Source organism: Streptomyces sp. NPDC050388 (genome assembly GCF_040655635.1).
GTDB lineage: Bacteria > Actinomycetota > Actinomycetes > Streptomycetales > Streptomycetaceae > Streptomyces.
Window position 1 is genome coordinate 112,136 of sequence record NZ_JBFAKH010000012.1, and the last position, 26,156, is coordinate 138,291.

23 protein-coding genes and 1 tRNA gene are annotated in these 26,156 nt (G+C 71.9%); 10 read left to right on the forward strand and 14 right to left on the reverse strand.

The window, feature by feature from the left end; genetic code table 11:
* Nucleotides 1-40: 40 nt before the first annotated feature.
* Nucleotides 41-2,185: an MDR family MFS transporter gene (locus AB0I73_RS09695; RefSeq protein ID WP_363035509.1), complete on the reverse strand. Its 2,145-nt coding sequence runs from the start codon at nucleotides 2,183-2,185 to the stop codon at nucleotides 41-43.
* Between the two features lie 184 nt (nucleotides 2,186-2,369).
* On the opposite strand from AB0I73_RS09695, the gene AB0I73_RS09700 reads away from it, so the two are divergent.
* Nucleotides 2,370-3,572 carry a peptidoglycan-binding protein gene (locus tag AB0I73_RS09700; protein ID WP_363035511.1) on the forward strand — a complete coding sequence of 401 codons (1,203 nt, stop codon included), beginning with the start codon at nucleotides 2,370-2,372 and terminating at the stop codon, nucleotides 3,570-3,572.
* 35 nt (nucleotides 3,573-3,607) lie between these two features.
* On the opposite strand, the gene AB0I73_RS09705 is transcribed toward AB0I73_RS09700, so the two are convergent.
* A complete protein-coding gene (locus AB0I73_RS09705; RefSeq protein WP_363035513.1) occupies nucleotides 3,608-4,285 on the reverse strand; it encodes an HAD-IA family hydrolase in 678 nt (225 codons plus the stop codon).
* Between the two features lie 252 nt (nucleotides 4,286-4,537).
* Nucleotides 4,538-5,119, reverse strand: a complete 582-nt coding sequence (locus AB0I73_RS09710) for a TMEM165/GDT1 family protein (protein ID WP_363035567.1) — start codon at nucleotides 5,117-5,119, stop codon at nucleotides 4,538-4,540.
* Nucleotides 5,120-5,542: 423 nt separating this feature from the next.
* Between AB0I73_RS09710 and AB0I73_RS09715 the strand changes: the two genes are divergently transcribed.
* From AB0I73_RS09715 to AB0I73_RS09730, 4 genes are all read left to right on the forward strand, one after another.
* Nucleotides 5,543-6,187 carry an HNH endonuclease family protein gene (locus AB0I73_RS09715; RefSeq protein WP_363035515.1) on the forward strand — a complete coding sequence of 215 codons (645 nt, stop codon included), beginning with the start codon at nucleotides 5,543-5,545 and terminating at the stop codon, nucleotides 6,185-6,187.
* A 67-nt stretch (nucleotides 6,188-6,254) separates the two neighbouring features.
* Entirely contained in the window at nucleotides 6,255-7,994 is a 1,740-nt protein-coding gene (locus AB0I73_RS09720; protein WP_363035517.1) for an alkaline phosphatase D family protein, read from the forward strand.
* Nucleotides 7,995-8,245: 251 nt separating this feature from the next.
* Nucleotides 8,246-8,698 (forward strand): DoxX family protein, encoded by a 453-nt coding sequence (locus AB0I73_RS09725; RefSeq protein ID WP_363035519.1) that lies wholly within the window; start codon nucleotides 8,246-8,248, stop codon nucleotides 8,696-8,698.
* Between the two features lie 168 nt (nucleotides 8,699-8,866).
* On the forward strand, nucleotides 8,867-9,469 hold the full coding sequence (locus AB0I73_RS09730) for a VTT domain-containing protein (RefSeq protein ID WP_363035521.1): 603 nt from the start codon (nucleotides 8,867-8,869) through the stop codon (nucleotides 9,467-9,469).
* Between the two features lie 57 nt (nucleotides 9,470-9,526).
* Here AB0I73_RS09730 and AB0I73_RS09735 read toward each other — a convergent pair whose 3' ends face one another.
* Nucleotides 9,527-9,760, reverse strand: a complete 234-nt coding sequence (locus tag AB0I73_RS09735) for a DUF2277 domain-containing protein (protein WP_363035523.1) — start codon at nucleotides 9,758-9,760, stop codon at nucleotides 9,527-9,529.
* A 106-nt stretch (nucleotides 9,761-9,866) separates the two neighbouring features.
* On the opposite strand from AB0I73_RS09735, the gene AB0I73_RS09740 reads away from it, so the two are divergent.
* Complete coding sequence (locus AB0I73_RS09740) at nucleotides 9,867-10,220, forward strand: hypothetical protein (RefSeq protein WP_363035525.1); 354 nt, start codon at nucleotides 9,867-9,869, stop codon at nucleotides 10,218-10,220.
* A 66-nt stretch (nucleotides 10,221-10,286) separates the two neighbouring features.
* On the opposite strand, the gene AB0I73_RS09745 is transcribed toward AB0I73_RS09740, so the two are convergent.
* Nucleotides 10,287-10,358 (reverse strand) — tRNA-Val (locus AB0I73_RS09745).
* Nucleotides 10,359-10,789: 431 nt separating this feature from the next.
* Here AB0I73_RS09745 and AB0I73_RS09750 point away from each other — a divergent pair.
* Together AB0I73_RS09750 and AB0I73_RS09755 are read left to right on the forward strand one after the other, a co-directional pair.
* A complete protein-coding gene (locus AB0I73_RS09750; protein WP_363035569.1) occupies nucleotides 10,790-12,085 on the forward strand; it encodes a hypothetical protein in 1,296 nt (431 codons plus the stop codon).
* Between the two features lie 72 nt (nucleotides 12,086-12,157).
* The gene (locus AB0I73_RS09755; RefSeq protein WP_363035527.1) at nucleotides 12,158-12,379 is read left to right on the forward strand and encodes a zinc ribbon domain-containing protein; all 222 of its coding nucleotides are present in this window, start codon (nucleotides 12,158-12,160) and stop codon (nucleotides 12,377-12,379) included.
* 53 nt (nucleotides 12,380-12,432) lie between these two features.
* Here AB0I73_RS09755 and AB0I73_RS09760 read toward each other — a convergent pair whose 3' ends face one another.
* The 3 genes from AB0I73_RS09760 to AB0I73_RS09770 form a co-directional block, all read right to left on the reverse strand.
* Nucleotides 12,433-13,245 carry an HAD family hydrolase gene (locus AB0I73_RS09760; protein WP_363035529.1) on the reverse strand — a complete coding sequence of 271 codons (813 nt, stop codon included), beginning with the start codon at nucleotides 13,243-13,245 and terminating at the stop codon, nucleotides 12,433-12,435.
* Nucleotides 13,245-15,893 carry a phosphoribosyltransferase gene (locus tag AB0I73_RS09765; RefSeq protein WP_363035571.1) on the reverse strand — a complete coding sequence of 883 codons (2,649 nt, stop codon included), beginning with the start codon at nucleotides 15,891-15,893 and terminating at the stop codon, nucleotides 13,245-13,247. Before AB0I73_RS09765 ends, AB0I73_RS09760 begins: the two co-directional genes overlap by 1 nt.
* 101 nt (nucleotides 15,894-15,994) lie before the next feature.
* On the reverse strand, nucleotides 15,995-17,161 hold the full coding sequence (locus AB0I73_RS09770) for an HpcH/HpaI aldolase/citrate lyase family protein (RefSeq protein ID WP_363035531.1): 1,167 nt from the start codon (nucleotides 17,159-17,161) through the stop codon (nucleotides 15,995-15,997).
* A gap of 185 nt (nucleotides 17,162-17,346) precedes the next feature.
* Between AB0I73_RS09770 and AB0I73_RS09775 the strand changes: the two genes are divergently transcribed.
* A complete protein-coding gene (locus tag AB0I73_RS09775) occupies nucleotides 17,347-18,273 on the forward strand; it encodes a TerD family protein (RefSeq protein WP_363035533.1) in 927 nt (308 codons plus the stop codon).
* A 36-nt stretch (nucleotides 18,274-18,309) separates the two neighbouring features.
* On the opposite strand, the gene AB0I73_RS09780 is transcribed toward AB0I73_RS09775, so the two are convergent.
* The 6 genes from AB0I73_RS09780 to AB0I73_RS09805 all read right to left on the reverse strand — a co-directional run bounded on the left by AB0I73_RS09780 (nucleotide 18,310) and on the right by AB0I73_RS09805 (nucleotide 22,893).
* Complete coding sequence (locus AB0I73_RS09780; RefSeq protein ID WP_363035535.1) at nucleotides 18,310-19,047, reverse strand: Tellurium resistance; 738 nt, start codon at nucleotides 19,045-19,047, stop codon at nucleotides 18,310-18,312.
* A gap of 149 nt (nucleotides 19,048-19,196) precedes the next feature.
* A complete protein-coding gene (locus tag AB0I73_RS09785) occupies nucleotides 19,197-20,333 on the reverse strand; it encodes a DUF475 domain-containing protein (protein ID WP_363035537.1) in 1,137 nt (378 codons plus the stop codon).
* 75 nt (nucleotides 20,334-20,408) lie between these two features.
* The gene (locus AB0I73_RS09790; protein WP_363035539.1) at nucleotides 20,409-20,984 is read right to left on the reverse strand and encodes a TerD family protein; all 576 of its coding nucleotides are present in this window, start codon (nucleotides 20,982-20,984) and stop codon (nucleotides 20,409-20,411) included.
* A gap of 133 nt (nucleotides 20,985-21,117) precedes the next feature.
* Nucleotides 21,118-21,693 (reverse strand): TerD family protein, encoded by a 576-nt coding sequence (locus AB0I73_RS09795; protein WP_363035541.1) that lies wholly within the window; start codon nucleotides 21,691-21,693, stop codon nucleotides 21,118-21,120.
* 132 nt (nucleotides 21,694-21,825) lie between these two features.
* Nucleotides 21,826-22,284 (reverse strand): peroxiredoxin, encoded by a 459-nt coding sequence (locus AB0I73_RS09800; RefSeq protein WP_363035543.1) that lies wholly within the window; start codon nucleotides 22,282-22,284, stop codon nucleotides 21,826-21,828.
* A gap of 171 nt (nucleotides 22,285-22,455) precedes the next feature.
* Nucleotides 22,456-22,893: a DUF3052 domain-containing protein gene (locus AB0I73_RS09805; protein ID WP_042170042.1), complete on the reverse strand. Its 438-nt coding sequence runs from the start codon at nucleotides 22,891-22,893 to the stop codon at nucleotides 22,456-22,458.
* 417 nt (nucleotides 22,894-23,310) lie between these two features.
* Between AB0I73_RS09805 and aceE the strand changes: the two genes are divergently transcribed.
* The gene (gene aceE, locus AB0I73_RS09810; protein WP_363035546.1) at nucleotides 23,311-26,058 is read left to right on the forward strand and encodes a pyruvate dehydrogenase (acetyl-transferring), homodimeric type; all 2,748 of its coding nucleotides are present in this window, start codon (nucleotides 23,311-23,313) and stop codon (nucleotides 26,056-26,058) included.
* Nucleotides 26,059-26,156 lie beyond the last annotated feature (98 nt).

Below are 26,156 nucleotides of genomic sequence, written 5' to 3' on the forward strand. Positions count from 1 at the left end.
CCGAGCCCCCTGTCCGAGCCACCCGTCCGAACCACACGGCTCAACCGACGGGCGCCCCCGGCCGCTCGCCGTGCGGGCCTTCCGGGCTGTCGTCGTGCGGGCTTCCGGCTCGCGATCCGCCCAGTTCCTCCGTCAGCTCGTGCGCCAGCCGCTCCAGATCGGTCGGCCGGTCCGGCCCCCACCGGTCGCCGAGCAGCTCGGCCAGGAACTCCTCCTGCGCCCGCGCCAGCCGCTCCACGACCGCGTACCCGCCGTCGGTCAGTACGAGGCCGGGGCCCTCGCGTGTGACGAGGTGTCGCACCTCGGCCTGGCGGGCGGCCTCCAGGACGACGGTGAGCGGGATGGTGCCGCGCTCGGCGAGCAGGGCCGGTTCCAGCGAGCCGCGCTTCCTGATGCCCAGCAGCAGCCAGCTCGTCGCGGGCAGCAGGTCGCAGCCCGCGCGGGCGGTGGTCGTCCGGTAGATCTCGCGCCGTCCCTCGTGGGTGCCGAGCAGCGACAGCGCGCGGCCCACCTCGTCGGGGGACGGCCGTTCCACCGGCTCGTCGGCCGGCGCCCCGGTGCCGTCGGGCGCGGGGACCGAGGCACGCAGCTTGTCCTCCTTGAGCAGCCAGGCCAGTACGAAGCCGAGGAGGGCGAGGGGGACGGCGTACAGGAAGACGTCCGTGATGGCGGCGGCGTACGCGTGGACGGCTTCGGGACGCAGGGTGGCCGGCAGGTCCGCCATGCCGCGCGGGTCGGCCTCCAGCGCGCCGACGGAGACGCCGGGCGGGAGCCGGGCGCCGCGGAAGGCGTCGGTGAGCCGGTCGTCGAGGCCGCTCGCGAAGATCGTGCCGTAGACGGCGACGCCGAAGGAGGCGCCGATGGAGCGGAAGAAGGTCGAGCCGGAGGTGGCGACGCCCAGGTCCTGGTAGGAGACGGCGTTCTGCACGATCAGCACCAGGACCTGCATGACCAGCCCGAGCCCGAGGCCGAAGACGAAGAAGAAGGCGCTCATCACCGCGGTGGAGCTGTGCTCGTCGAGCTGGTGGAGCAGCAGCAGGCCGACGGTGGTGACGGCGGTGCCCGCGAGGGGGAACACCCTCCAGCGGCCGGTGCGGCTGACGATCTGTCCGGAGGCGGTCGAGGCCGACAGCGTGCCGACCACCATCGGCAGCATGTGCACGCCGGACATGGTCGGGCTCACCCCGTGGACCATCTGGAGGAACGCCGGCAGATAGGTCAGCGCGCCGAACATGGCGAAGCCGATGATGAAGCTGATCACGACGGAGAGCGTGAAGGTGCGGATCCGGAACAGTTTCAGCGGCAGTACGGGTTCGGCGGCCCGCCGCTCCACCGCGACGAAGACGACGGCGAGGACGACGCCCAGGACCGCGAGGACGACGGTCTGCGGCGAGCCCCAGCCCCAGGTGGTGCCGCCGAGGGAGGCGACCAGGACGAGGCAGGTCGCGACGGAGGCGATGAGGAGGGTGCCGAGGTAGTCGATGACGTGCCGGGTGGATCTGCGCGGGATGTGCAGCACCGTGGCGATCACGGCGAGCGCGACGACTCCGAGGGGCAGGTTGACGTAGAACACCCAGCGCCAGCTCAGGTGTTCGGTGAACAGGCCCCCCAGGAGCGGCCCGAGGACACTCGTCGTGCCGAAGACCGCGCCGAACATGCCCTGGTACTTGCCGCGTTCACGGGGCGGGACGAGGTCGCCGACGATCGCCATGGACAGCACGACCAGTCCGCCGCCGCCCAGCCCCTGGAGCGCGCGGAAGGCGATCAACTGGGACATGTCCTGTGCCGCGCCGCACAGTGCGGAGCCCAGCAGGAAGATGAGGATGGCGAGCTGGAACAGCCGCTTGCGGCCGTACTGGTCGCCGAGCTTGCCCCACAACGGGGTGGCCGCGGTCGAGGCCAGCAGATACGCGGTGACCACCCAGGACAGGTGCTCCAGACCGCCCAGTTCGCTGACGATGGTGGGCAGCGCGGTGGCCACGATGGTCTGGTCGAGGGCGGCGAGGAGCAGACCGAGGAGCAGGGCGCCGATCGAGACGACGAGGTTCTTGGCCGCCTGCTCCGGGGGGCCGGGGTCGGAGGGCGGCGGTCCGGCGGAGGAGGGCGGCGGCGGTCCGGAGCCGGCACCGGGCGAGGGCCGCGCGCTGCCCGCCCGCTCCGTCCTACCGTGCGCGTCCCCGGCCATGGCGACCTCCACAAGTTCTGGTGTCCAGGGCCCATCGTGATCGATATGACCGCTTTTCTCCTGTTGAACAGCCCGTCGAGTGCCTCCGGAAGACCGCGTTCCGGGGGCTTGTGCATCGGGGTGTGGAGAAGATCTGCATAATCTCTGGAGATCACGAGGGGAGGGACAACGCGTGGTACAGCCGATGGAAACCCCGTGCCCGGAGTGCGGTGCGCCCAGGAACAGGGACAACACTCCGTCCTGCGCCTGCGGTCCGCGCGCGTCCGACGCCCTCCGCGAGGCCCGTACGGCTCAGGCGGCAGCGGTGGAGGACTTCCATCCGCTCCGGATACGCCCATACGTGGAGTTCGACGACGGAACGCCGGCGACTACGCCGAATGCCGCACCGGGGCACGACCCCGTGTCCGAGCACGACGCCGCACCCGATCACACCCCCGAACCGGAAGCCGGCCCGGAGACCGCGCCCCCCGCCCCGACCGAGGACCGACCGGACGCGCCGCCCGCCGCCGACGCGACCATGCAACTGCGCGTCGTCCCGCCGGACGCGACATCCGCGCCCCCCTCCGCCACGCCCGATCCCACCCCCGCGCCCACACCGCTCGCCGCGCCGCTCGCGCCGCCCACGACCGAGCCGAACGCCACCGACCTCCACCTGTTCGAGGCCACCCGCCCGACCCGAGCGGTACCCGCCGCGGCGGGGCCGGCCACGAACCTGGAGCTGGGCCCGGACGCCGGGGGGCCCGCCTCCCGGGACCGCCGCCGTCGCCGTACCGCGCTGCTCACGGCCGCCGGGGCCGTCGTGGCGGTGGCCGGGGCCGCCGGGTGGGCGAGCGGGCTGTTCGCGTACGAGGCGCCGTCCCGGGACGGCGCGCTGCCGGACGACGTGCGGGTGAGCGTGCCGGACGCCCCCTCGGTCCCACCCTCGGCCTCGGCCTCGCCGTCCGAGGGCGCGAGCCCGTCGGCGTCACCGTCACTCCTGGTCTCGGCCTCGGCCTCGCCGTCCGAGAGCGCGAGCCCGTCGGCGTCCCCGTCGGTCTCGGCATCGGAGGACGGCGCTTCGGCGTCCCCGTCGGACACGGCGGAGCCGTCGTCGGCCGCGCCGACCACCGCCCCGGCCGAAGCCCCCGAGGAGGTGGCGGACGAGGAGGTCCGCGAAGTCACCGGTGCCGTACTGCGCCGCGGCGACCGCGGGCCGGAGGTCGTCGAACTCCAGCATCGTCTGCGCCAGTTGTACCTGTACAACAGCGAGCTCCACGGCCGGTTCAACCGCCGGCTGGAGGACGCCCTGCGCAACTACCAGTGGTCCCGGGGCATCAGCGGCGACGAGCTGGGCGTGTACGGACCGGAGACCCGGAGCCGGCTGGAGTCGGAGACCCGGGAACCGTAGGCCGGCGGGCCGGGCGGGCACTACGCGCCCACGCCTCAGGCTCCGGCCACGACTCCGGTGACGTGCAGCTGGATCGTCCCGTCCGTCCCGCGCTCGACCCGCACCCGGGTCAGGTCCCGTACGACCACGTCCGGGGCGTGGGATCCGGCGCGGGGGCCGATCCCGACGACCCGCATCCCGGCCGCGCGCGCCGCGGCGATACCCGCTCCGGAGTCCTCGAAGACCACGCAGTCGGCGGGGTCGACGCCCAGTTCCGCCGCTCCCTTGAGGAAGCCCTCGGGGTCGGGCTTGCTCGCGCCGACGGACTCGGCGGTCACCCGCACCTCGGGCAGCGCCAGTCCGGCGGCGGCCATCCGGGCCGTGGAGAGGCCGACGTCGGCCGAGGTCACCAGCGCGTGCGGCAGGCCGTCGAGCGAGGCGAGGAAGTCACGGGCGCCCGGTACCTCGACGACGCCCTCGGTGTCCGAGGTCTCCTCGGCGAGCATGCGCGCGTTGTCGGCGAGGTTCTGCGCCATCGGCCTGTTCGGCAGCAGCAGCGCCATCGAGGCGTAGCCCTGCCGCCCGTGCACGACCTTCATGACCTCGTCCCCGTCGAGCCCGTGCCGCTCGGCCCAGCGCCGCCAGACGCGCTCGACCGAGGCGTCCGAGTTGACGAGGGTGCCGTCCATGTCCAGCAGGAGGGCGCGGGCGGTGAGTACGGCGGTGGCTGTCATCGGCAGCTCCAGAGCGCGGGGGTGGGGCCGGGCCCGGGTGCGGGCCGGGAGCGGGGCCCGGAGGAGACAAGGCGGCCCCGCCCGCCGGTCAGGGAGAACGGGCGGGAGCCACTTTGTTCACCCACGGTACAAAACCTGCCCGGCATCCCGCCAGCCCCTCCGCCGACCGTTCACCATTCGTTGGCCCCGCCGCCGCTCCCGCACCCCTCCACGGGGCCCGGGTGACCGGCACCCGGGCGGCCCGCGGACCGGTCAGCCGGTGGCCGCCTCCCACAGGCTCCACACCCCGAGCCCCAGCATCAGCAGCGCCGCGATCCGCGTGATCAGCTTCAGCGGCACCCGCTTCATCAGGGCCCTTCCGCCGACGATGCCCAGCCCGGCCACCGCCCACAGCGCGAGCACCGCGCCCAGGCCGACGGAGAGCGGGTCGTCGTAACGGGCGGCGAGGTTGGCCGTCATGATCTGGGTGAGATCGCCGAACTCGGCGACCAGGATGAGCATGAAGCCCGCCCCGGACACCTTCCAGAAGGACTGGTTCTCCGGCTTGCGGATCTCCTCCTCGCCCTCGTCCTTCCTGAACAGCAGCACCGCCGCGCCGCCCAGGAAGAGCGCACCCGTGATCGCGCTCACGAGCTGCTGCGGCAGCAGGGTGAGCACGCTCCCCGCCGCCACCGCGAGCGCGACGTGCACCGCGAAGGCGGCGGCGACACCGGCGAAGACGTAGGAGGCCCGGTAACGGGTGCCGAGGACGAGGCCGGCGAGCGCGGTCTTGTCCGGCAGCTCGGCCAGGAAGACGACGCCGAACACGACGGCCGTCACGGTCAGGTTGATCAACGGTTCCTCGATCGGTCGGGGCTGCCCCACCGAGAGTGCTGTGCGTTCGCGGACACCTCGGCACGGCAGCACACGGGGCACCCGCGCCGAGAGGCACGGGCGGTGCACTGCTTGCCGAAGGTCTCGCCGGCCGGCCCCTGCGGGACCTGCCTCCGGGCGCCGGCTCAGACGGGGCTGAGCAGTATGTCGACGGTCCGGCGAAGGGCTACTCCCCCTCTGCGCCGTCCATGGTACGCGAGGCGCCGCGGACCGTCTGTGCGCACGGACACATCGCACCCGCACCGGATTCACACCGCCCCGACCCTAGACATGTCATGGTCGCGTCATTAACTTCTCACCAAACCCACCCCTCCCCGTAACACCGCGGGCCGAGCATTCCCCTGCTCGCACTCCAACGGACCCACCCCACAAGGGAGTTCGCACATGCCGAAGTTCTACGCGCGTCGACGACTGAGCATGGTCGCGGCGCTCACCGGACTCATCGCCTCCGCCGGAATGCTCAACGGCCCCAGCGCCTCCGCCGCCCTCCCCACCCCGGTCAGCGCCGCCACCGCCCGCGCCTACCTCGCCTCACTGCCCGTCTCCGCCGAGGTCCGCACCGGCTACAACCGCGACCTCTTCCCCCACTGGATCACCATCAGCGGCACCTGCAACACCCGCGAGACGGTCCTCAAGCGCGACGGCACGAACGTCGTCACCAACTCCTCCTGCGCGGCCACCAGCGGCAGTTGGTACTCCCCGTACGACGGCGCCACCTGGTCCGCCGCCTCCGACGTCGACATCGACCACGTCGTCCCGCTCGCCGAGGCCTGGGACTCCGGCGCCCGGAACTGGAGCACCTCCCAGCGCCAGGCCTTCGCCAACGACCTGACCCGTCCGCAGCTGCTCGCGGTCACGGACAACGTCAACCAGGCCAAGGGCGACAAGGACCCCGCCGAGTGGATGCCGTCCCGCACCGCCTACCGCTGCACCTACGTGCGCGCCTGGGTGCAGGTGAAGTACTACTACAACCTGTCGGTCGACTCGACCGAGAAGTCCGCCCTGCAGGGGTACCTCGCGAGCTGCTGAGTGCCGGGTTCTCCCCGCCGGCCTCCGTCGCTGCGTACCGTACGGGGCGACGGAGGAAGGGGACACCATGACCGCACTGCGCCTCGGGCCGCTGCTGAGGTACGTCGACGGTTCCTCCGCGACCGTCTGGGTCGAGACGAGCCGGCCGGGCACCGCCGAGGTGCGCTGCGCGGACGGGTCCGGCGGGACGGCCCGCACCTTCCAGATCGCGGGCCACCACTACGCACTGGTCGAGGTGACCGGCCTGACCCCGGGCACGGCGACGCCGTACGAGGTGTTCCTCGACGGCACGCGCGCGTGGCCGCCGGCCGAGGAGGAGCCCTTCCGGTCCCTCCCGCCCTCCGTCATCGCCGCCCCCGCTCCCGCCACCGGCCCCGGCCTGCGCGTCGCCTTCGGCTCCTGCCACTGGGCCTCCCCGCCGACCGGCGAGCACGACCCCGTCGGCCCCGACGCGCTGCACGCCCTGGCCGCCCGCGTCGCGGCCGACCCGGACGGGGAGCGGCCCGACGTGCTGCTCCTCCTGGGCGACCAGGTGTACGCCGACGAGACCTCCGACGCGACCCGCGCGTACCTCGCCGCCCGCCGCGGCCTCGATGACCCCCCGGGCGCCGAGGTGGCGGACTACGAGGAGTACACCCACCTCTACGACGAGTCCTGGCTCGACCCCCCGGTGCGCTGGCTGCTGTCCACCGTCCCCACCTGCATGATCTTCGACGACCACGACGTCGCAGACGACTGGAACACCTCCGCCTCCTGGGTCGCCGACATGCGCGCCACCTCCTGGTGGGGGGAGCGGGTGCGCAGCGGCCTGATGTCGTACTGGGTGTACCAGCACCTGGGCAACCTCTCCCCGCGCGAGCTGGCGGCGGACCCCTTGTACGCGTCCGTCCGGGAGAGTCCCGACGGTACGGAGGCGCTGCGCGCCTTCGCCGCCGCGGCCGAGGCGGACACGGCCTCCACCCGCTGGAGCTACCGGCGCGACTTCGGCCGGGTGCGGCTGCTGATGGTGGACAGCAGGGCGGCCCGCGTCCTGACGGAGGGCGGGCGTTCGATGCTCGACCCGGGCGAGGCGGCGTGGCTGCGCGAGCAGGTACGGGACGAGCCCGGTTCGTACGACCACCTCCTCATCGGTACGTCCCTGCCCTGGCTGCTGCCGCACCTGGTGCACGACGTCGAGGCGTGGAGCTCCGTGCTGTGCCGGGGTGACAAGGGCCCCCGGTGGGCGCGGTTCGGGGAGCGGCTCCGGCGCGCGGCGGACCTGGAGCACTGGGCGGCGTTCCCGGAGTCCTTCGGAGAGCTGGCGGAGCTGATCGCCGAGGCCGGTACGGGGCCGGACGCGCCGGCGACGGTGTCCGTGCTCTCCGGTGACGTCCACCACGCGTACACGGCCGAGCCGAGCTGGCCGGGGCGGGAGCCGGACGCCCGGGTGACGCAGCTGACCTGCTCCCCCGTGCACAACTCCATTCCCCTGTCGATCCGGCTGGGTTTCCGCTTCGGCTGGAGCGCCGCCGCCCGCGCCCTGGGCCGCGCCTTCGCCCGGCACGGAGGGTCCGGGAAACCGCCGGTCACCTGGCGCAGGACGGGCGGGCCCTGGTTCGGCAACCAGCTCATGACGCTGACGCTGCGGGGGCGCTCGGCGGTGCTGCGGCTGGACCACGCACGCACGGAAAAGCCGAGGAAGCCGAGGAAGACGAAGCCGGAGACCGGAAGCGGACGGGAGACGGGGGCGCGACTGAAGACGGTGGCGGAGATCCGGCTGAGCGATCAGCGGGGTGGCAGCTGGCCGATGTCACGTCAGGAGACGTGAGATGCCTGTGAGTTGCCTGCGGGACGGCTGTGACACGGAGTGTGGGTTCGGCCACACCGTTGAACGCACGGGTGGGGGCGGAGCCGTATTCACGTGCGGCGGCGGACGGTCGGCCTCTCCAGGGAGGCGATCCCCGCGGCCCCATGGTGAACTCGCGAGCATGGGTCAAGGGCACCTGACGTGGACCCACGGCTCGGCTCCGTCCCCGGACCGGTCCCTTCCGGGCCGGCCCACCGAAGGAGACCTCCCCCATGCCCGGACGCCTCGACAGCGCCCAGCCTTACGCCCTCGGCCTGTTCCGGATCGTCGTCGGGCTGCTGTTCGCCTGCCACGGCGCCGTCGCACTGCTCGGTGCGCTCGGCGGCACGGACGGAAAGGGCGGCACCGTCGAACTCGGTGCCTGGCCCCACTGGTACGCGGGCCTGATCGAGCTCGTCGGCGGCAGCCTGGTCCTGCTCGGACTCGGCACCCGCGTCGCCGCGTTCATCTCGTCGGGCGCCATGGCCTACGCCTACTTCAGCGTGCACCAGCCGGAGGCCCTGTGGCCCGTCCAGAACGACGGCGAGGGCTCGGCGATGTACTGCTGGGCCATGTTCCTGCTGGTGTTCACCGGCTCCGGCGCCTTCGGCCTGGACCGGCTGTTCGCCCGGCGCGCCCGCGCCGCGCAGCCGGAGCCGACGGAGCAGGCCCAGGTCGCCGCCTGACGGCCCGACAGTCCGGGACGCGAACTCCAGGCACCGGGCACACGAACCCCCCGTGACCTTTCCGTCACATGTCCGGCGTAGGCTCGTCGGTTGTCAAGGCCACCCCTGCCGCTCCCCCCGCGACAACGCGGCACGGTCTGGCCCACGGGGGAGCCATGGGGAGTTCGGGTGGAGAGTTTCGGGTCGCTGGTCGGCAGTCCATGGGTCTACGCGGTGGTGGCCCTCTCGGTCCTGCTCGACGTGTTCCTGCCGGTGCTGCCGAGCGGGGTCCTGGTGATCACGGCGGCCACGGCCGCCGCCGCGGGCACCGCGACCGACGTGCCCGACATCCTGGCGCTGACCCTCTGCGCCGCCACCGCCTCCGTCCTGGGCGACCTGGTCGCCTGGCGTCTCGCCTGGCGCGGCGGCGCCCGTCTGGACCGGGCGATCGCCAGGTCCAGACGGCTGACCGACGCGCAGGACCGTCTCGGCTCGGCGCTGGCCCGAGGCGGCGGCGGCCTGGTCGTCCTCGCCCGTTTCGCCCCGGCGGGCCGTTCGCTGGTCTCGCTCGGGGCGGGTGCCGCCCGCCGCCGGGCCCGTGACTTCCTGCCCTGGTCGGCGCTGGCGGGCCTGTCCTGGGCCGCCTACAGCGTGGCCCTCGGTTACTTCGGCGCCCACTGGCTGGGCGCGTCCTGGCTCGCCACCGCGGTATCGGTCGGCGCGCTGTTCGCGGCGGGCGCGGGAGCGACCTACCTGGTGCGCCGGCACCCGGTACCGGCGGAGGCCTCGTAGGGACGGCGCGTCCGGGGCGTCGTGGTGGACCGGGGCCGCCGGCTCACCCCGCCCCGCTCACCCCGCCTCCCGCGCCGCACTCGCGCCACGCACCTCCAGGCCGTCCAGCAGGTCGGCCGTGGCCTCGGCGATCGCGTCCACGGCCCGGTCGAAGACCTCGCGGTTGTGGGCGGCCGGCGCCCGGAAGCCGGACACCTTCCGCACGTACTGCAGGGCGGCGGCCCGGATCTCGTCCTCGGTGGCCTCCTCGGGCAGGGCGGGCGGACGCAGGGTCTTGATACTCCGGCACATGCTCCCAGTCTCACCCCGCCGGGCCCCCGCGGGCCACGAGGGTGGACCACCGGGGAGTCCCCCGAGCAACTCGCCACCCAAAATCGAACAGGCGTATCATCGGGGTGTGGCTGCGACCTATGACTTTCCGAGTGATCTCCTCGCCGGTCAGGAGGAGTTGCGTCAGGTCCAGGCCGAGCTGTCGGCCCTGCTCAAGCGGCTTCCCTGGTCGGTGGAGCCCGTCGACGGGTTCAGCGACGACACCGGCTGGCGCCGGGTCGAGCGCCCCGCCTCGCCCGGCTGGACCGACGACGAACAGGCCGAGGTGGAGAAGCTGCGGCGCCGGGAGCACGAGCTGGTGGTGTTCGTCAGCACCCATCGCTACTGGGCCGAACTCACCGGCGCCGACCGGGTCCGCGCCCGCTCCCGGCTGAAGCACGCCCACGAGAACCCTCCGGAGGGCACGGAGCAGTCCCCGTGAGGGTGCCGCCGTCCACAGCGAGAAGGGCCTCCGGAACGTCTCCGGAGGCCCTTGATCGTCACACGGTGGGCGCGGACGGTTTCGAACCGCCGACATCCTGCTTGTAAGGCAGGCGCTCTACCCCTGAGCTACGCACCCGGGACCCGGACGCACCGCCCAGGCCGAATCGACAGCCTACATGGCCCGGGGCACGGTCCGGTAAACACCCGTCCCGACGGCGGCCCGGCACCCTGCCACCGGGGTTCCTCCGGGATGCCCCCGTGACGACACCGGCTCCCGTGTGCCGAACCTCCACACCGGCGACGGAAGTCTCACGGTCCGTACGGCGAACCGACCGACCCGTGTGTTCGTCCTCCACCGGTGGGACAATGGCACCGGCAGGTCGAACGACAGTACGGGAGAGGGATGTGACGGCGACACCAGAGCAGCCGTACTCGCCGTCGAGACCACGCGTGCACCGCACGCGTGGTGTTCTGTCTCCCCCCTCGTGGCCGCGCCTGCGCACGGCGCGTCCTCACGCGGTGCGCCTCCCCCGGGCGGCCGCTCCGCTCCGGGACGGGCTCGCCCTGATGGCCCTGCCGCTGGTGGCGGCGCCGGCGCTGGCCGCCGCGTTCACCGGCGGCGGCACCCGGCGCTGGTTCGGCGGGCGGGCCGAGAACCAGCGGGCCGAGGCGCAGGCCGCCAAGGACGCGGCGGCGGCCGCGTTCTACGAGCTCGACACCGCCCAGCGGGACCTGCGGATCTCCATCGAGACGATCACCGCCGTCGACAGCTCCCCCGCCGCCCGTCGGGCCGTCGCCGACTTCGAGGCACTCGGCCGCCGTATCGACGAGGCCAGTCACCGGTACATCGAGGCCGTCGACGCCCATGACCTGGACCGCGACGACCTGGAGGCCTCGGTCGCCTCCCGGGCCCGCACCGAGCTGACCGCCGCCAAGGGCGAGCTCGACCGGGTCAAGCGGGAACTGGACCGCTTCACCGACGGACTGGGCCCCCTCCTCGGCAAGGCCGAGACCCAGCTGGCCCGGCTCGCGCCCGCCGTGGAGCGTGCCCGGCAGGCCCTGCTCGCCGCGTCGAACGCGCTGGACACCGCCCGCGGGTCGGGGCTGCGGGCCGACGATCTCGCCGCCCGGCTCGCCGCGCTCTCCCCGGAGCTGACCAAGCTGAACCAGGGTGCCGGGCAGCACGGCGTGCCGCAGACCCTCGAGCGGGCCGAGCAGGTCACGCGCCAGGCCGAGGCCGTCCGCGCGGAGGCCGAGCGGCTGCCGGAACGGGCCGCCGAGACCGACCGCCGACTGGTCTCCCTGCGGACCCGCGCCCAGGCCCTCACCACCCGGTCCGCACAGGTGGAACCGGTCCTCAGCGAGCTGCGCCGCCGCTTCACCGCCGCCTGCTGGCAGGACCTGCAGCGCGTCCCCGAGGTGGCCGCGGAGAACGTGCGCCGGGCCGAGGGCAGGCTCGCCGAGGCGAGGACCGCGCGCGAGGAACAGCGCTGGGCGGACGCGACCGCCCTGCTGTCGACCGTACGGGCGCTGTTGAACACGACCGACGAGGCCGTGTCCGCCGCCGGTGACCGGCTGCGCCGGCTGAACGCCGTGCAGAAGGACCCCGAGCAGGAGATCGAACGCACCCGCTTCGCCGTCCGGGACGCCCAGCGCCTGGCCATGGCCGGCCGCCACACCCCGGACCCGCGTCACGCCCGACCGCTGGACGCCGCCGTGGCCCGCCTGGACCGGGCCGTCGACGCCCTGGAGGGCCGTCACCCCGACTACTGGCACTTCCTGACGGAGACGGAGGCGGTCCGCGAGTCGGTGGCACAGGTGGTGGCCCTGATCCGCGAGGACCGCGGCGGCTCCGCAGGCTAGGGCCCGACCGGCACGTCGCTCCCGCGCCCCGCTCCCCCACCACGAACAGGGGCGGCCGGTTAGCCTGTGCTCATGCCTCGTTATGAGTACCGCTGCCGGACCTGCGGCGACACCTTCGAACTGAGCCGTCCCATGGCGGAGTCCGCCGCCCCGGCCGACTGTCCGTCGGGACACGACGACACGGTGAAGCTCCTGTCCACGGTCGCCGTGGGCGGTGCCGCCTCCGCCCCCGCCGCCGCACCCCGCGCGGGCGGGGGCGGCGGGGGCTGCTGCGGCGGGGGCTGCTGCGGCTGACGGCCCCGTCTGCTCCCCGGTCACCGGCGAGGGCGGGATCCTTGCCGGTGCCGTCAGTGCGGCGCGCGCACCGTGTGCAGGAACTCCCGCAGGATGCGTTCGCCGGCCAGCACCCCGCGCTCGGGCAGTCCCGTGATCCCGGGGGCCGTCCAGCCGGCGTCGGCCAGTTCGCCGTGGCCGGGGCGCCAGCCCCGGTCGGCGGCGAGCAGCAGGTCGGCGTCGAGGAGGGAGTCGCCGGCCGCGAGGGTGAGGTCGGCGCCGGTGCGGCGGGCGACCTCACGCATGGCCGCGCTCTTGGTGAGCGGCTTCGGTACGGCGTAGATCTTGCGCCCCTGCAGGGAGACCGTCCAGCCCCGGTTCTCCGCCCACACGGCGAGTTCCTTCACCCACTCCTCGTCCAGCAGCCGGCGCTCGACGACGAGGTAGGCGAAGAGGTCCTCGGCGACCCGGTGCTTGAGGGTCCAGGCCGGTTCGGCGGTCCGCAGCAGATGGTCCTGCACCTCGGAGAGCGGGGCGCACTCGGCGGCGAGGTGTGCGGTCACCCGGGCGTGCCAGTCGGGGTCGGACACGCCGTCGACCAGGAGATGGCCGCCGTTGGCACAGATGGCGTAGGCCGGCGGGGGGCCGGGGAGGCTGATGCGCCCGTACTGCTCGCGGGTGCGGGTGGTCGTCGGTACGAACACCGCGCTGTCACCGAGTTCGGCGAGCAGTCCGGCCGCCGTCTCCGTCATGAAGGACAGCGGGCGGCTCTCGTAGACCTCCACGCACAGCAGGCGGGGCGCCTCGGCGTCGGGCCCGGCCAGGGCGAGCGCGCCGGCGGAGTAGACGATCGTGCGGTCGAGGTCACTGGCGACGAGGACGGGCATCAGCGGGTCACCGCCCTGCCGTCGGCGCCGGTCGCGCCGCGCGTGTACCGGGGGTGGATCAACCCGACGCAGGTGTACGGGAGTCCGTCGACCTCCTCGACGGGGACGCCCCGCTGTTCGGCCAGCAGCCGGACGTGGTCGAGGTCGCTGCCCGCCCCGACCCGCGCCAGTATCTTCCAGGGCACCCGGCGCAGCAGCACCCGGGTGGTCTCGCCGACGCCGGGCTTGACGAGGTTCACGTCGTGGATGCCGTACTCCTCGCTGATGCGTTCGACGGCGGCCCAGCCCTCCCAGGTGGGGGTGCGGTCGGTGGCGAGCAGTTCCTTGGCCTGGGCGCAGGCGGCGTCCGTGACCTCGGGGAAGCGGGCTGAGACGGCGTCCAGGAAGGCCACCGAGGCGTCCGCGTCGGCGAGTTCGCGGTAGAACTTGGCGCCGTGGAAGTCGTCCGGACCGACCAGGTCGGCCCGCAGCACGGTGCGTGAGACGAGGCCGGAGACGGTCGAGTTGAGGCAGGCGGAGGGGATCAGGTAGTCCTCGCGGGTGCCGTAGGTCCGTACGCAGGAGCCGGGGTCGGCCAGCACCGCGATCTCCGGGTCGAAGCCGGTGACACCGTGGGTCTTCTCGAACTCCTGGACGGCCTGGGCGAGTTCACGGGTGATGGCGCCCTTGCCGGTCCAGCCGTCGACGAAGACGACGTCCCGGGGGTCGTGATGCCCGGCCAGCCAGCGCAGTGCGTTGGCGTCGATGCCGCGGCCGCGGACGATGGAGACGGCGTAGTGCGGGAGGTCGAGCTGGTGCCGGTGCCGGGCCCAGCGGCGCATCAGGATGCCGACGGGGGTGCCGGCGCGGGCCAGGGAGACCAGGACCGGGCGGGGAGACCTCTCGACGAGGACGGTCTCGGTGACCACGCCGACCGCGTGGGCGAGGCGGGCCGCCGAGTCCTTGAGGGCCGCGTGGAACAGCCGCTGGTACTGCTCGCTCGGCTGGTACTCGACGGGCAGCGACTCGGCGTAGTGCGCGCCGCCGCTCTGGATGGCCTCCTCGCGCTCCTCGGTCGGTGCCTCCAGGGTGACGTCCGAGAGGTCCTGGAGCAGCCAGCCGACCTCCTCGGGCGCGTAGGAGGAGAAGGCGGGGCCGCGGAGGGGCTCGGGCAGCATGGAGGCGGGCCTTTCGAGGGCGTCGGGTCCGGCGGGCACCTCGGGTCCGGCGGGTCCGTAAGAGGGCGCGGGGACGTACGACGGTATGACCGCCAGGAGGACCTGCGGGGTGTGCGCGGCGAGCTCGGCCAGCAGACCGCCGGGCGCGTGCAGCGCGGGGGTGTCGGCGGCCGAGTCGACGACCGCGACGACGGCGTCGAAGCCGGCGCCCGCGACGTTGTAGGCGTAGCGCTCGCCGGGGCCGTCGGCGGGGTCGTCGTGGGCGGGGAAGACCAGTCGGGTGCGTATCGCGTAGCCGGGGTCGTCGACGGCGAGGACGGGTGAGCGGGTGGTGGTGGAGAAGCGCACCCCGGTGCCGGTCGCCCCGGCCGCCGCCTGCTCCGGCCCCTGCCCCGGTTCCTGTTCCTGCTCCTGTGCCAGCTTCTGTTCCAGCGCGTGGGCGAGGCGGAGCGGGGCGTACATCAGCTCCTCGAAGCCGAGGACGAGTATGCGACCGCGGCGGGCGCCGTCGGGGAGTGCCTCTGCGAGGCGGGCCGCCATGTCGGGGAGTGCGCTCTCCAGGCGGGCGCGGTGCTCGGGCGTGAACCCGTGCCGCCCGCCGTCGGGAAGGCCGGAGGGCCAGCGCAGATCCACGCGCGTGAGCTTATCGTCCGGGTGCGGGCCGGCTTGGGCTGATCGCGCCCACGCGGCGGTGGCCGCAGATCCGGACGGCGCCGCAGTCGACCGACCGCCCCCCGTGGCACCCTCGTACCGCGCCACCAGCTCCTGTCCCTTCTCCAGGACGCCCTCCGGCAACCGCACCGTGCCCGACGCGGTCGTCACCAGGTCGATCCGCGCCCCGATCTCGCGGGCGAACTCGTCCAGCCGCCCGGCGTCGGCGGGCGAGCGCATGTCGACCAGGGCGACCACCACGTACCGCCGCCGAGGATGGCGCGCGTGCAGGTCGCGGATGGTGTTCAGGACCGTGTTGCCGGTGGAGAACTCGTCGTCGACCAGGACCAGCGGCCCGTCCCCGGCCAGCAGCCCGGGCTCCTCGGGGAGCAGCAGGTGCGAGGTCGCGTGGGAGTGGGACTCCTCGAAACCGCCCGCCGTGGCCACCCCGGGGACCGGGCGGCGGGTGGAGTGCAGACAGGGGGCGACGCCCAGGCCGTCGGCGACCGAGTGGCCGAGGCCGGTCGCGGTCTCCGCGTACCCGAGGACCACGGCCCGGTGGGCCTGTTCGCCCAGCAGTTCGCGGACCCGGCGGCCGAGGGCGACACCGTGGCCGTACACGACGGACGGCGGGCTGGGCACGTGCTTGCCGAGGACGTCGGACACCAGCAGGTGGGCCCGCTTGGGGTTGCGGCGCAGGGCCAGGCCCAGCATCCCGGTCAGCCGGTCGTCGCCGGCCAGTTCGACGCCGAGCCGCTCCGCGACCCAGCTCCCGGGCCAGACGCTCCCGCCGGTCGTGCCCGCGCCGGCCGGCGACCCGTCGCGCGCCTCACGGCGCACTGCCTCGTTCACTGCCTTCTCACTGCCTTCTCACTGCCTTCTCACTGGTCTTCTCCATGAGGGCTCTCGTCCATGAGGGCTCTCGCCGTCGCTCCGGTACGTCACTCCGCCAGGCCGGCCGCGAGCAGCTCCACGAACCCGATGTCCTCGTTGGCGACGCCGAAGACCTCGGCGCGCAGCAGGGTCCGCTCGGCCCAGGCGCGGTGCGGCTTCACCTCGTTCATCTTGTTCGTGTACGTCGACCTCATGACACCCCCGCCGTCGCGTTCCGGCCGGAGGATGTCCTGCGCGTCGCTGTACTCCTCGTGACTGACGACGGACAGCGCGTGCACGGGCAGCACGTGCGAGGGGTGGATGCAGGTCTTGCCCTGCAGTCCGTTGGCCCGGTCGAGGGAGATCTCCCGCAGCAGGCCGTCCATGGCGTGCTCGATCAGTGTCGCGCGCAGTTCCACGGCCTGTCCCTCCAGGAAGGGGCTCTGCCGCAACTGTGGCTTGAACATGCGCTCCTGGACCCGGAAGTACTCCCAGACCGGTCCCGTCACGGTGAACCCGGTGCCGTCGGCGCGGGCCAGCATGTTCACCACGTCGGCGATCACGGAGGCGACGATCTGGATGTCGTAGGCGGTCATGTCGGGGCCGCGGCGCAGCCCGTACGGGGAGCAGAAGTCGGTCACGCCGAGGCGCAGGGCGAGGACCCGGTCGCGGTACTTGTCGACCGCGCGGAGGATGCCTTCGAGGGTCTCCACGCGCGTCTCGCGGTAGAGCAGCTCCGGCGACTCCAGTACCGGCATGGCGAAGAGGCGGTGTCCGCTCTCGGCCTCGGCGAGGGCGAGGGCCTCCAGGAAGGGCACGCCGCGTTCCTCGGTGAACTTCGGCAGGACGAATCCGGACAGCAGCGAGAGGGCCGGGCCGAGACGCCGGACGAGGTCCGGTATCTGGTCCGGCGTCCGGACCCGGATGAACAGCAGCGGCAGACCGGCCGCCGGCCGGCCGGCCAGGTCGGCGAACTGGCGGACGAGGTTCACCTCGCCGGCGAGCACGTCCTCGTCGCCGATGGAGTCCTCGAGACACAGCACCATCGAGACCACACCGCGCCCGGCCTGCTTGACGATGTCGTCGGCGAGCCGGGGGCGGGTCGCGGGGCTGTACAGCGTGGCGCCCAGGGCCGTGGAGAGCAGCTGGGCCGGTGACTCCTGCGTGAACACGCCCGGCTCCCGGTAGAAGAGACGTTTCCGCACCGCCGGGGCGATCTGTCCGAAGTGACGCATTGAACTCCCCCGTGGCCGTTGGGCATGCTGTGGAATGTCAGAAGGTGGCCGGTAATAGTACGTACGGAACGATGTCGGCGGTTCCCGCCCGGTGTGAACGCGAGGTGGCCCGGCCGTGTCGTTCCCATACCGTCTCGCTACCCCCCGCATTGTCGTGATCAGGACGGAGAGGGCAGGATGACCGTATGACGCACGCCATGCTGAAGGGGTCGAACGTCCCGCTCCAAGCCACCACGGTACGCGCCGTCCTGCGCTGGTCCCCGGGGCAGGGTGTGCCGGACGTGGACGCGTCCGCGCTGCTCCTGGGGCTCGACGACCGGGTGCGCTCGGACGAGGACTTCGTCTTCTACAACCAGCCCCGGCACCCGTCCGGCACGGTGTGGCGGCTCGGCAAGAAGCGGGTCGCCGAGGGTCTGACCGACACGATCCAGACAGACCTCGACGGGGTCGAGGACGGCGTGGGGCGGATCCTGCTGGTGGCGTCGGCGGACGGCGTCACCTTCGACCAGGTGCACACGCTGCGCATCCTGCTGTTCGACGCGCAGGCGCCCGACGCGGAGCCGCTGGCGTACTTCGACGTCAAGCCGGAGACGGGCCAGGAGACGGCGCTGATCTGCGGTGAGCTGTACCGGCGCGGGGAGGGCTGGAAGTTCCGGGCGCTCGGCGAGGGCTACTCGAACGGGCTGAAGGGCCTGGCGACGGACTTCGGCATCTCGGTGGACGAGTCGGAGGCGGCGCAGGACCCCTCGGCCGCCGACCCCGGCCGCCCGGACACGTCCGGCACGACCGGGACCCCGGTCCGTCCCGACGCGCTGACCCAGCCGCAGGCCCCGGCCGCGGCGGACCTGTCCGGGCCCCTGCCGCCCGAGCAGCCGGCCGGAGTGCCGGCGCAGCCCGCGTACGGGTATCCGCCGCAGCAGCCCCCGGCCGCGCAGCCGGCGTACGGCTACCCGCAGACGACCGGGCGGCCCGCCTACGGCTACCCGCAGACGTCGCCCGCGGCGGCCGCCGCGGGCGCGCCGTCCGGCTACGGCTACCCGCCCCCCGCGCCCGGCGCCCCCGACCCCGACTTCCGCCTGCCCCCGCAGGGGCCCCAGTTCATCGGACGGTAGGACCCGGGCCGGTGGGGCCCCGGCCCGGGTGGGGCCCTAACGGTCCACCTTCGACTTGAAGCCGCGGCCCCACTGCAGGCCCCACCCGTACAGGCGGTCGAGCTCCGCCTGGAAGCCGTAGACGAACTTCACCTCGCGGTGGACCACGATCTCGCCCTTGACGTTCTCGATCATCACCACCGCGCAGGAGCGGGCCTGCGGATGGCGCTCGTCCAGGCCTATCTCGATCCGCGGGCCGTTGCTCGGGAACAGGGTGACGACGGCGTGCGTACGGTCGAACGCGGGCGTCTGGTCGTAGATGTACGCGAAGACCAGCAGGCGTTTGATGTGCTCGCGGTGGTCCAGGTTGACGTAGATCGTCTCACCGGAGGCCGAGCCGAACCGGTCGTCGCCGCTGAGCTTGACGTACGGCGCCGCGTTGACGTCACCGAGGAAGCCGCCGAGCGGCTGGACCACGCCCTTGGTGCCGTCCTGGAGTTCGTACAGACAGCCCAGGTCCAGGTCGACGTTGACCATGCTCTGGCTGTGGGCGACGACCTCCGGGGGCTTGAGCGCCTTGAGCGGGTGCCGCAGCAGGCTCTCCCGCTGGGCGCCGCCCAGGTCGGAGGTGCGCATCCGCCAGCTCAGGTTGATCCGCAGATGGCCGTTGGCCGCGCCCTGTTTGGTCAGGGACACCTGCGCGTGCCGTTTGGTCAGCTCGATGGCGTTGGTGGCCGCGTTGCCCGAGTCGAAGGCGGTCTCTTTCCCGCGCCACAGTCCGTCCAGAAATCCCATTCCCGCCCCAAGTCCGCTCGTGGAACCCCGCCGGCCCCGCTGCCGTGCCGTCCCGCTGTTCCGCCGCCCCCGCAACGGCCGACGGGGCGGCCCCGAGGAGTGGTCCTCGACGGCCGCCCCGAACAGAGCGTTCCTCACGCGGAGGGCTGTCACACCCCGGACGGGACCTCGGTCTTCTCCGGGGTCCCCCCGGCCGCCGCGATCGCCTTGTTGCGGCGCACGGAGGACCAGAAGGAGGCGCCGATCAGGACGACGCCGATCAGGCCGGTGATGATCTCGTTGATCTCGTACTGGATCGTGACGAGCAGCAGGGCGGCGAGCGCACCGATGGCGTAGTGCGCGCCGTGCTCCAGGTAGACGTACTCGTCGAGGGTGCCCTGGCGGACCAGGTAGACCGTCAGCGAACGGACGTACATGGCGCCGATGCCCAGGCCCAGGGCCATCAGCACGATGTCGTTGGTGACGGCGAAGGCGCCGATCACACCGTCGAAGGAGAAGGACGCGTCCAGGACCTCGAGGTAGAGGAACATGAAGAACGCGGCCTTGCCGGCCAGCGCGACCGCCGAACGGGGCTTGCCGGCGCGCACGGCCTTCTCCTCCTCCTCGTGCTCGCGTTCCTCCTCCTCTTCGAGTTTGTCCTCGAAGTAGCCGGAGAGTCCGCCCACGATCATGTAGGTGATCAGACCCCCGATGCCGGCGAGGAGAACGGTCTCCGCCTTGTCGACGTGGAGGCCGCCGTGCTGGTGGGCGTTGGCCCCGACGGTCAGGGAGGCGATCAGCAGGACGATCAGCGCGACGCAGACCGACAGCATGTCGACCTTGCCGAGCTTGGAGAGCGGGCGCTCGATCCAGGTCAGCCACTTGATCTCCCGGTCCTCGAACACGAAGTCCAGGAAGATCATCAGCAGGAACATACCACCGAACGCGGCGATCGACGGGTGGGCGTCGGTGACGAGTTGCTGGTACCGGTCCTTGTCGCTGAAGGCGAGATCGACCGCCTCGATCGGACCGAGCTGGGCACTGATGGCGACGATCACGACGGGGAAGACCAGCCGCATGCCGAAGACGGCGATCAGAATGCCGATCGTGAGGAAGATCTTCTGCCAGAAGGCATTCATCTTCTTCAGGATCCCGGCGTTGACCACCGCGTTGTCGAAGGACAGCGAGATCTCGAGGATCGACAGGATCGCCACGATGCCAAAGGCGGTCCACCCCCCGAAAAGGATCGCTGCGACCAGACCGAGCGCGGTGACCGCGAACGACCAGCCGAAGGTTTTCAGAACCACTGGCTACCCCATCATGTGTTGGGGGCTCCCCCGGACGATCTCCGGAGGAGACTCTCCCCGCTGCCGAAGTCGGCTTTACGAAACATTGACTCCGAAGTCTAGAGCGATGCCCCGCAGCCCGGACGCGTACCCCTGGCCCACCGCCCTGAACTTCCACTCGCCCTGATGGCGGTAGAGCTCACCGAAGATCATCGCGGTTTCGGTGGAGGCGTCCTCCGACAGGTCGTACCGGGCGAGCTCCTGACCGTCCGCCTGGTTGACGACCCGGATGAAGGCATTGCTGACCTGGCCGAAAGCCTGGCCGCGGTCGTCGGCCAGATGGATGGAGACCGGAAAAACGATCTTGTCGCACCGGACCGGCACCTTGGAGAGGTCGACCAGCAGGGACTCGTCGTCGCCGTCGCCCTCGCCGGTGAGGTTGTCACCGGTGTGCTGCACCGAGCCGTCCGGGCTCGTGAGCTGGTTGTAGAAGATGAACCACTCGTCCCCCATGACCCGGCCGTCGCTGCACATCAGTGCGCTGGCGTCGAGGTCGAAGGGGGCTCCGGTGGTGGAGCGCGCGTCCCAGCCGAGCCCGATCATCACCTGTGTGAGATTCGGCGCGGCCTTGGACAGGGAGACGTTTCCCCCCTTGGCAAGCGTGACGCCCATCTTGCTGATCCCTCCCCGGATGGTGTTTCTCAGGTGGTCCTGCGCGTCCGGCGCCACACGTAAACCGTGTGGCGCCGGACGGAACAGCCGTGCGAGGCGGCCGGGCCCGGACGGCGCCCGGGACGTGACCGTCTCAGACGTTCACCCCGAAGTCCTGTGCGATGCCGCGCAGGCCGGAGGCGTAGCCCTGGCCGATGGCGCGGAACTTCCACTCGGCGCCGTGCCGGTACAGCTCACCGAAGACCATGGCGGTCTCCGTGGAGGCGTCCTCCGAGAGGTCGTAGCGGGCGATCTCGGCGCCGCCGGCCTGGTTGACGACGCGGATGAACGCGTTGCGCACCTGGCCGAAGGACTGCTGGCGGTTCTCGGCGTCGTAGATCGAGACCGGGAAGACGATCTTGTCGACCTCCGCCGGGACACCGGCGAGGTTGACCTTGATCTGCTCGTCGTCGCCCTCGCCCTCACCGGTGAGGTTGTCGCCGGTGTGCTCGACCGAGCCGTCGGGGCTCTTGAGGTTGTTGAAGAAGACGAAGTTGGCGTCGTTGGCGACCTTGCCGGTGTTGTTCACCAGCAGCGCGCTGGCGTCCAGGTCGAAGTCGGTGCCGGTCGTGGTGCGGACGTCCCACCCCAGTCCGACGATGACCGCGGTCAGGCCCGGCGCCTCCTTGGTCAGCGAAACGTTGCCGCCCTTGCTGAGGCTGACTCCCACGAGTCCTCCATTGATGTCCGGGGGCGGGAAGCCCCGTCGTGCGTTGGATGTCAGATCAACGTGTCGATCCTAGTGATGGGTTCCCGGCCGCCGCAGGCCCCGGGGCGGGGAACCACGAGGTGTCGGACGTGCTCACAGCGCGTCGAGCGCCTCGACGTACTCGTTCAGGTCACGCGCGTCGGGCAGTGCGTTGACGACCGTCCAGCGCACGATGCCCTCCCGGTCGATGACGAAGGTCCCCCGCACGGCGCAGCCCTTGCCCTCGTCGAAGACGCCGTACGCGCGTGAGACCTCGCCGTGCGGCCAGAAGTCCGACAACAGGGGGTACTCCAGGCCCTCCTGCTCGGCGAAGACGCGCAGGGTGTGGATGGAGTCGTTGGAGACGGCGAGCAGCTGGGTGTCGCGGTCGGCGAGGAGCGGCAGGTTGTCGCGCAGTTCGCGCAGCTCCCCGGTGCACACGCCGGTGAAGGCGAAGGGGTAGAAGACGAGCACCACGTTCCGCTGTCCGAGGTGGTCGGACAGTCGTACGGGCGCGCCGTGGTTGTCCTTGAGCTCGAAGTCGGGGGCCTTGTCGCCGACCTGGATCGCCATCGCCTCGTTCGTCCCTTCGGGGGTGCTGTTCCCGGTTTCTTCCCGGGGACCACCCTACGCACGGGGGACGGCGGTGGGCCGGACGGGCCGATCCGGATCGGCCCGTCCGGGTTCGAACGGGGTGCGGCCCCGGCGGCGGGAGTGCCGCCGCCGGGACCGGCTCCGCCGTGGCTACCTCCTGGACTTGGCGGCCTTCGGCGTGGCCAGCCGGCTGCCGCTCCAGTCCTTGCCCACGCTGACGCTCTTGGCCGCCGTCAGGCCCGCCGTGGTGGCGGCCTCCGAGATGTCACTCGGCTCGACGTAGCCCGAACGGCCTGTCTTCGGCGTGAGGAGCAGGATGGCACCGCCCTCTTCGATGTACGTGCCGGCGTCCACCAGCGCGTCCGTCAGGTCGCCGTCGTCGTCGCGGAACCACAGCACAACGGCGTCAGCCACGTCGTCGTAGTCCTCGTCGACCAGGTCGCTCTCGATGACGCCCTCGATGGCCTCGCGGAGCTCCTGGTCTACGTCGTCGTCGTAGCCGATCTCCTGGACCACCTGCCCGGGCTGGAACCCCAGCCTGGCGGCAGGGTTCGTCCGCTCCTCCGCGTGGTCCGCGGTCGCGCTCACGGTTTGCCTCCTGATCATGGTTTGGGAATCTCGCCAATTGTCGCAGCCACGCGCGGGCGCGCGGCGCTGGCCGTAGTCCACACGGGCGGGGCGGTTCGCGCAAGTACCCGGCCGCAGGGACCGCCGAAACGGTGACGATCCCGGCCGGGTCACCGCAACTCCAGGCACATCATCCTGGCTCACAGTGACGCACGCCACACCCTTGTGCCCTCTATGGGCGTTTGGGAACCGTATACGGGTACGAGACTCGCACGAGTCCGTGGCCCGTCCCGTATGCCACCGTACCGGTGCAGCGGCCGGGTTACCTATCGGTAGAGATGACGTGCGCGGCTCCCGGGTGGACGATGGGGAGCGCGCAGACGGCTGAATCAGTGAAGCAGCGGCCCTTTCACGGCCCTCTGACAGGTAAGGAACAGCGTGGCTTCCGCATCCGACCGCAACCCGATCATCATTGGTGGTCTTCCGAGTCAGGTTCCTGACTTCGACCCCGAGGAAACGCAGGAGTGGCTCGACTCCCTCGACGCCGCCGTCGACGAGCGCGGCCGGGAGCGGGCCCGTTACCTGATGCTGCGGCTGATCGAGCGCGCGCGCGAGCGGCGCGTGGCCGTGCCCGAGATGCGCAGCACGGACTACGTCAACACGATCCCCACCCGTGCGGAGCCGTTCTTCCCGGGCAACGAGGAGATCGAGCGCAAGATCCTCAACGCGACCCGGTGGAACGCCGCGGTGATGGTCTCGCGCGCGCAGCGGCCCGGGATCGGCGTCGGCGGCCACATCGCCACGTTCGCGTCCTCGGCGTCGCTGTACGACGTGGGCTTCAACCACTTCTTCCGCGGCAAGGACGCGGGCGACGGCGGCGACCAGGTCTTCTTCCAGGGCCACGCCTCGCCGGGCATCTACGCGCGCGCGTACCTGCTGGACCGGCTCACCGAGCGGCAGCTGGACGGCTTCCGCCAGGAGAAGTCGAAGGCGCCCGAGGCACTGTCGTCGTATCCGCACCCGCGGTCGATGCCGGACTTCTGGGAGTTCCCGACGGTGTCGATGGGCCTCGGTCCGATCGGCGCGATCTACCAGGCCCGGATGAACCGCTACATGCAGGCGCGCGGCATCACCGACACCTCGAAGTCGCACGTGTGGGCGTTCCTCGGCGACGGCGAGATGGACGAGCCCGAGTCCCTGGGCCAGCTGTCCATCGCCGCCCGCGAGAACCTGGACAACCTGACCTTCGTCGTCAACTGCAACCTGCAGCGCCTCGACGGGCCGGTGCGCGGCAACGGCAAGATCATCCAGGAGCTGGAGTCCATCTTCCGGGGCGCCGGCTGGAACGTGATCAAGCTCGTCTGGGACCGCACCTGGGACCCGCTGCTCGCCCAGGACCGGGACGGCGTGCTGGTCAACCGGATGAACACCACGCCGGACGGCCAGTACCAGACGTACGCCACCGAGTCCGGGGCCTACATCCGCGACCACTTCTTCGGCGACGACCACCGGCTGCGCGCCATGGTCGAGGGCATGACCGACGACCAGATCCTGCACCTGGGCCGCGGCGGTCACGACCACCGGAAGATCTACGCGGCCTACAAGGCGGCCCTGGAGCACAAGGGCCAGCCGACGGTGATCCTCGCCAAGACGGTCAAGGGCTGGACGCTGGGCCCGAACTTCGAGGGCCGCAACGCCACGCACCAGATGAAGAAGCTGACGGTCGACGACCTCAAGGGCTTCCGGGACCGCCTGCACCTCCCGATCGCCGACAGGGACCTGGAGTCCGGCCTGCCGCCGTACTACCACCCGGGCCGCGACTCGGAGGAGATCCAGTACATGCACGACCGCCGCAAGTCCTGCGGCGGATACGTGCCGACCCGCGTCGTGCGCTCCAAGCCGCTCGCGCTGCCCGGCGACAAGGCGTACGCGAGTGTGAAGAAGGGCTCGGGCCAGCAGTCCATCGCGACGACCATGGCCTTCGTCCGGCTCCTCAAGGAGCTCATGCGGGACAAGGAGATCGGCAAGCGGTTCGTACTGATCGCGCCGGACGAGTACCGCACGTTCGGCATGGACTCGTTCTTCCCGAGCGCGAAGATCTACAATCCGCTGGGTCAGCAGTACGAGTCCGTGGACCGGGAGCTGCTGCTCGCGTACAAGGAGGCGCCGAACGGGCAGATGCTGCACGACGGCATCTCCGAGGCCGGCTGCACGGCCTCGCTGATCGCGGCCGGCTCGGCGTACGCCACGCACGGCGAGCCGCTCATCCCGGTGTACGTCTTCTACTCGATGTTCGGTTTCCAGCGCACCGGTGACCAGTTCTGGCAGATGGCCGACCAGCTGGCGCGCGGTTTCGTCCTGGGCGCGACCGCAGGGCGCACGACCCTGACCGGTGAGGGCCTTCAGCACGCGGACGGACACTCGCAGCTGCTGGCGTCCACGAACCCGGCGTGCGTCGCGTACGACCCGGCGTTCGGCTACGAGATCGCGCACATCGTGCAGGACGGTCTGCGCCGGATGTACGGCGGCGACGAGCAGCACCCGCACGGCGAGGACGTCTTCTACTACCTGACCGTCTACAACGAGCCCATCCAGCATCCGGCCGAGCCTACGAGCGTGGACGCGGAGGGCATCGTGAAGGGCCTGTACCGCTTCAGCGAGGGCACGGCGGGCAGCCTGCCCGCCCAGATCCTCGCCTCCGGTGTCGCGGTGCCCTGGGCGATCGAGGCGCAGAAGATCCTCGCCGAGGAGTGGGACGTCAAGGCCGACGTCTGGTCGGCGACCTCCTGGAACGAGTTGCGGCGCGAGGCGGTGGACTGCGAGCGGCACAACCTGCTGCACCCGGAGGAGGAGCAGCGCCTCCCGTACGTGACGCGGAAGCTGGCCTCGGCGCAGGGGCCGGTCGTGGCGGTGTCGGACTGGATGCGGTCGGTGCCGGACCAGATCGCGCGCTGGGTGCCGGGGACGTACCAGTCGCTGGGCGCCGACGGCTTCGGCTTCGCGGACACCCGCGGGGCGGCCCGGCGGTTCTTCCACATCGACGCGCAGTCGATCGTGGTGGCGGTGCTGACGGAGCTGGTCCGCGAGGGCCACCTCGACCGGCCCGTGCTGAAGCAGGCCATCGACCGCTACCAGCTGCTCGACGTCACCGCGGCCGACCCGGGCCCGGCGGGCGGCGACGCCTGACACCCGCGCCCGGTGACAGGAGATGCGGCTGATGCAGGCCGCCGCACGGCGGGAACTGGCCGGGCGGCGTGCGGCGGTGGTGCGGGCGGTACGGGAGG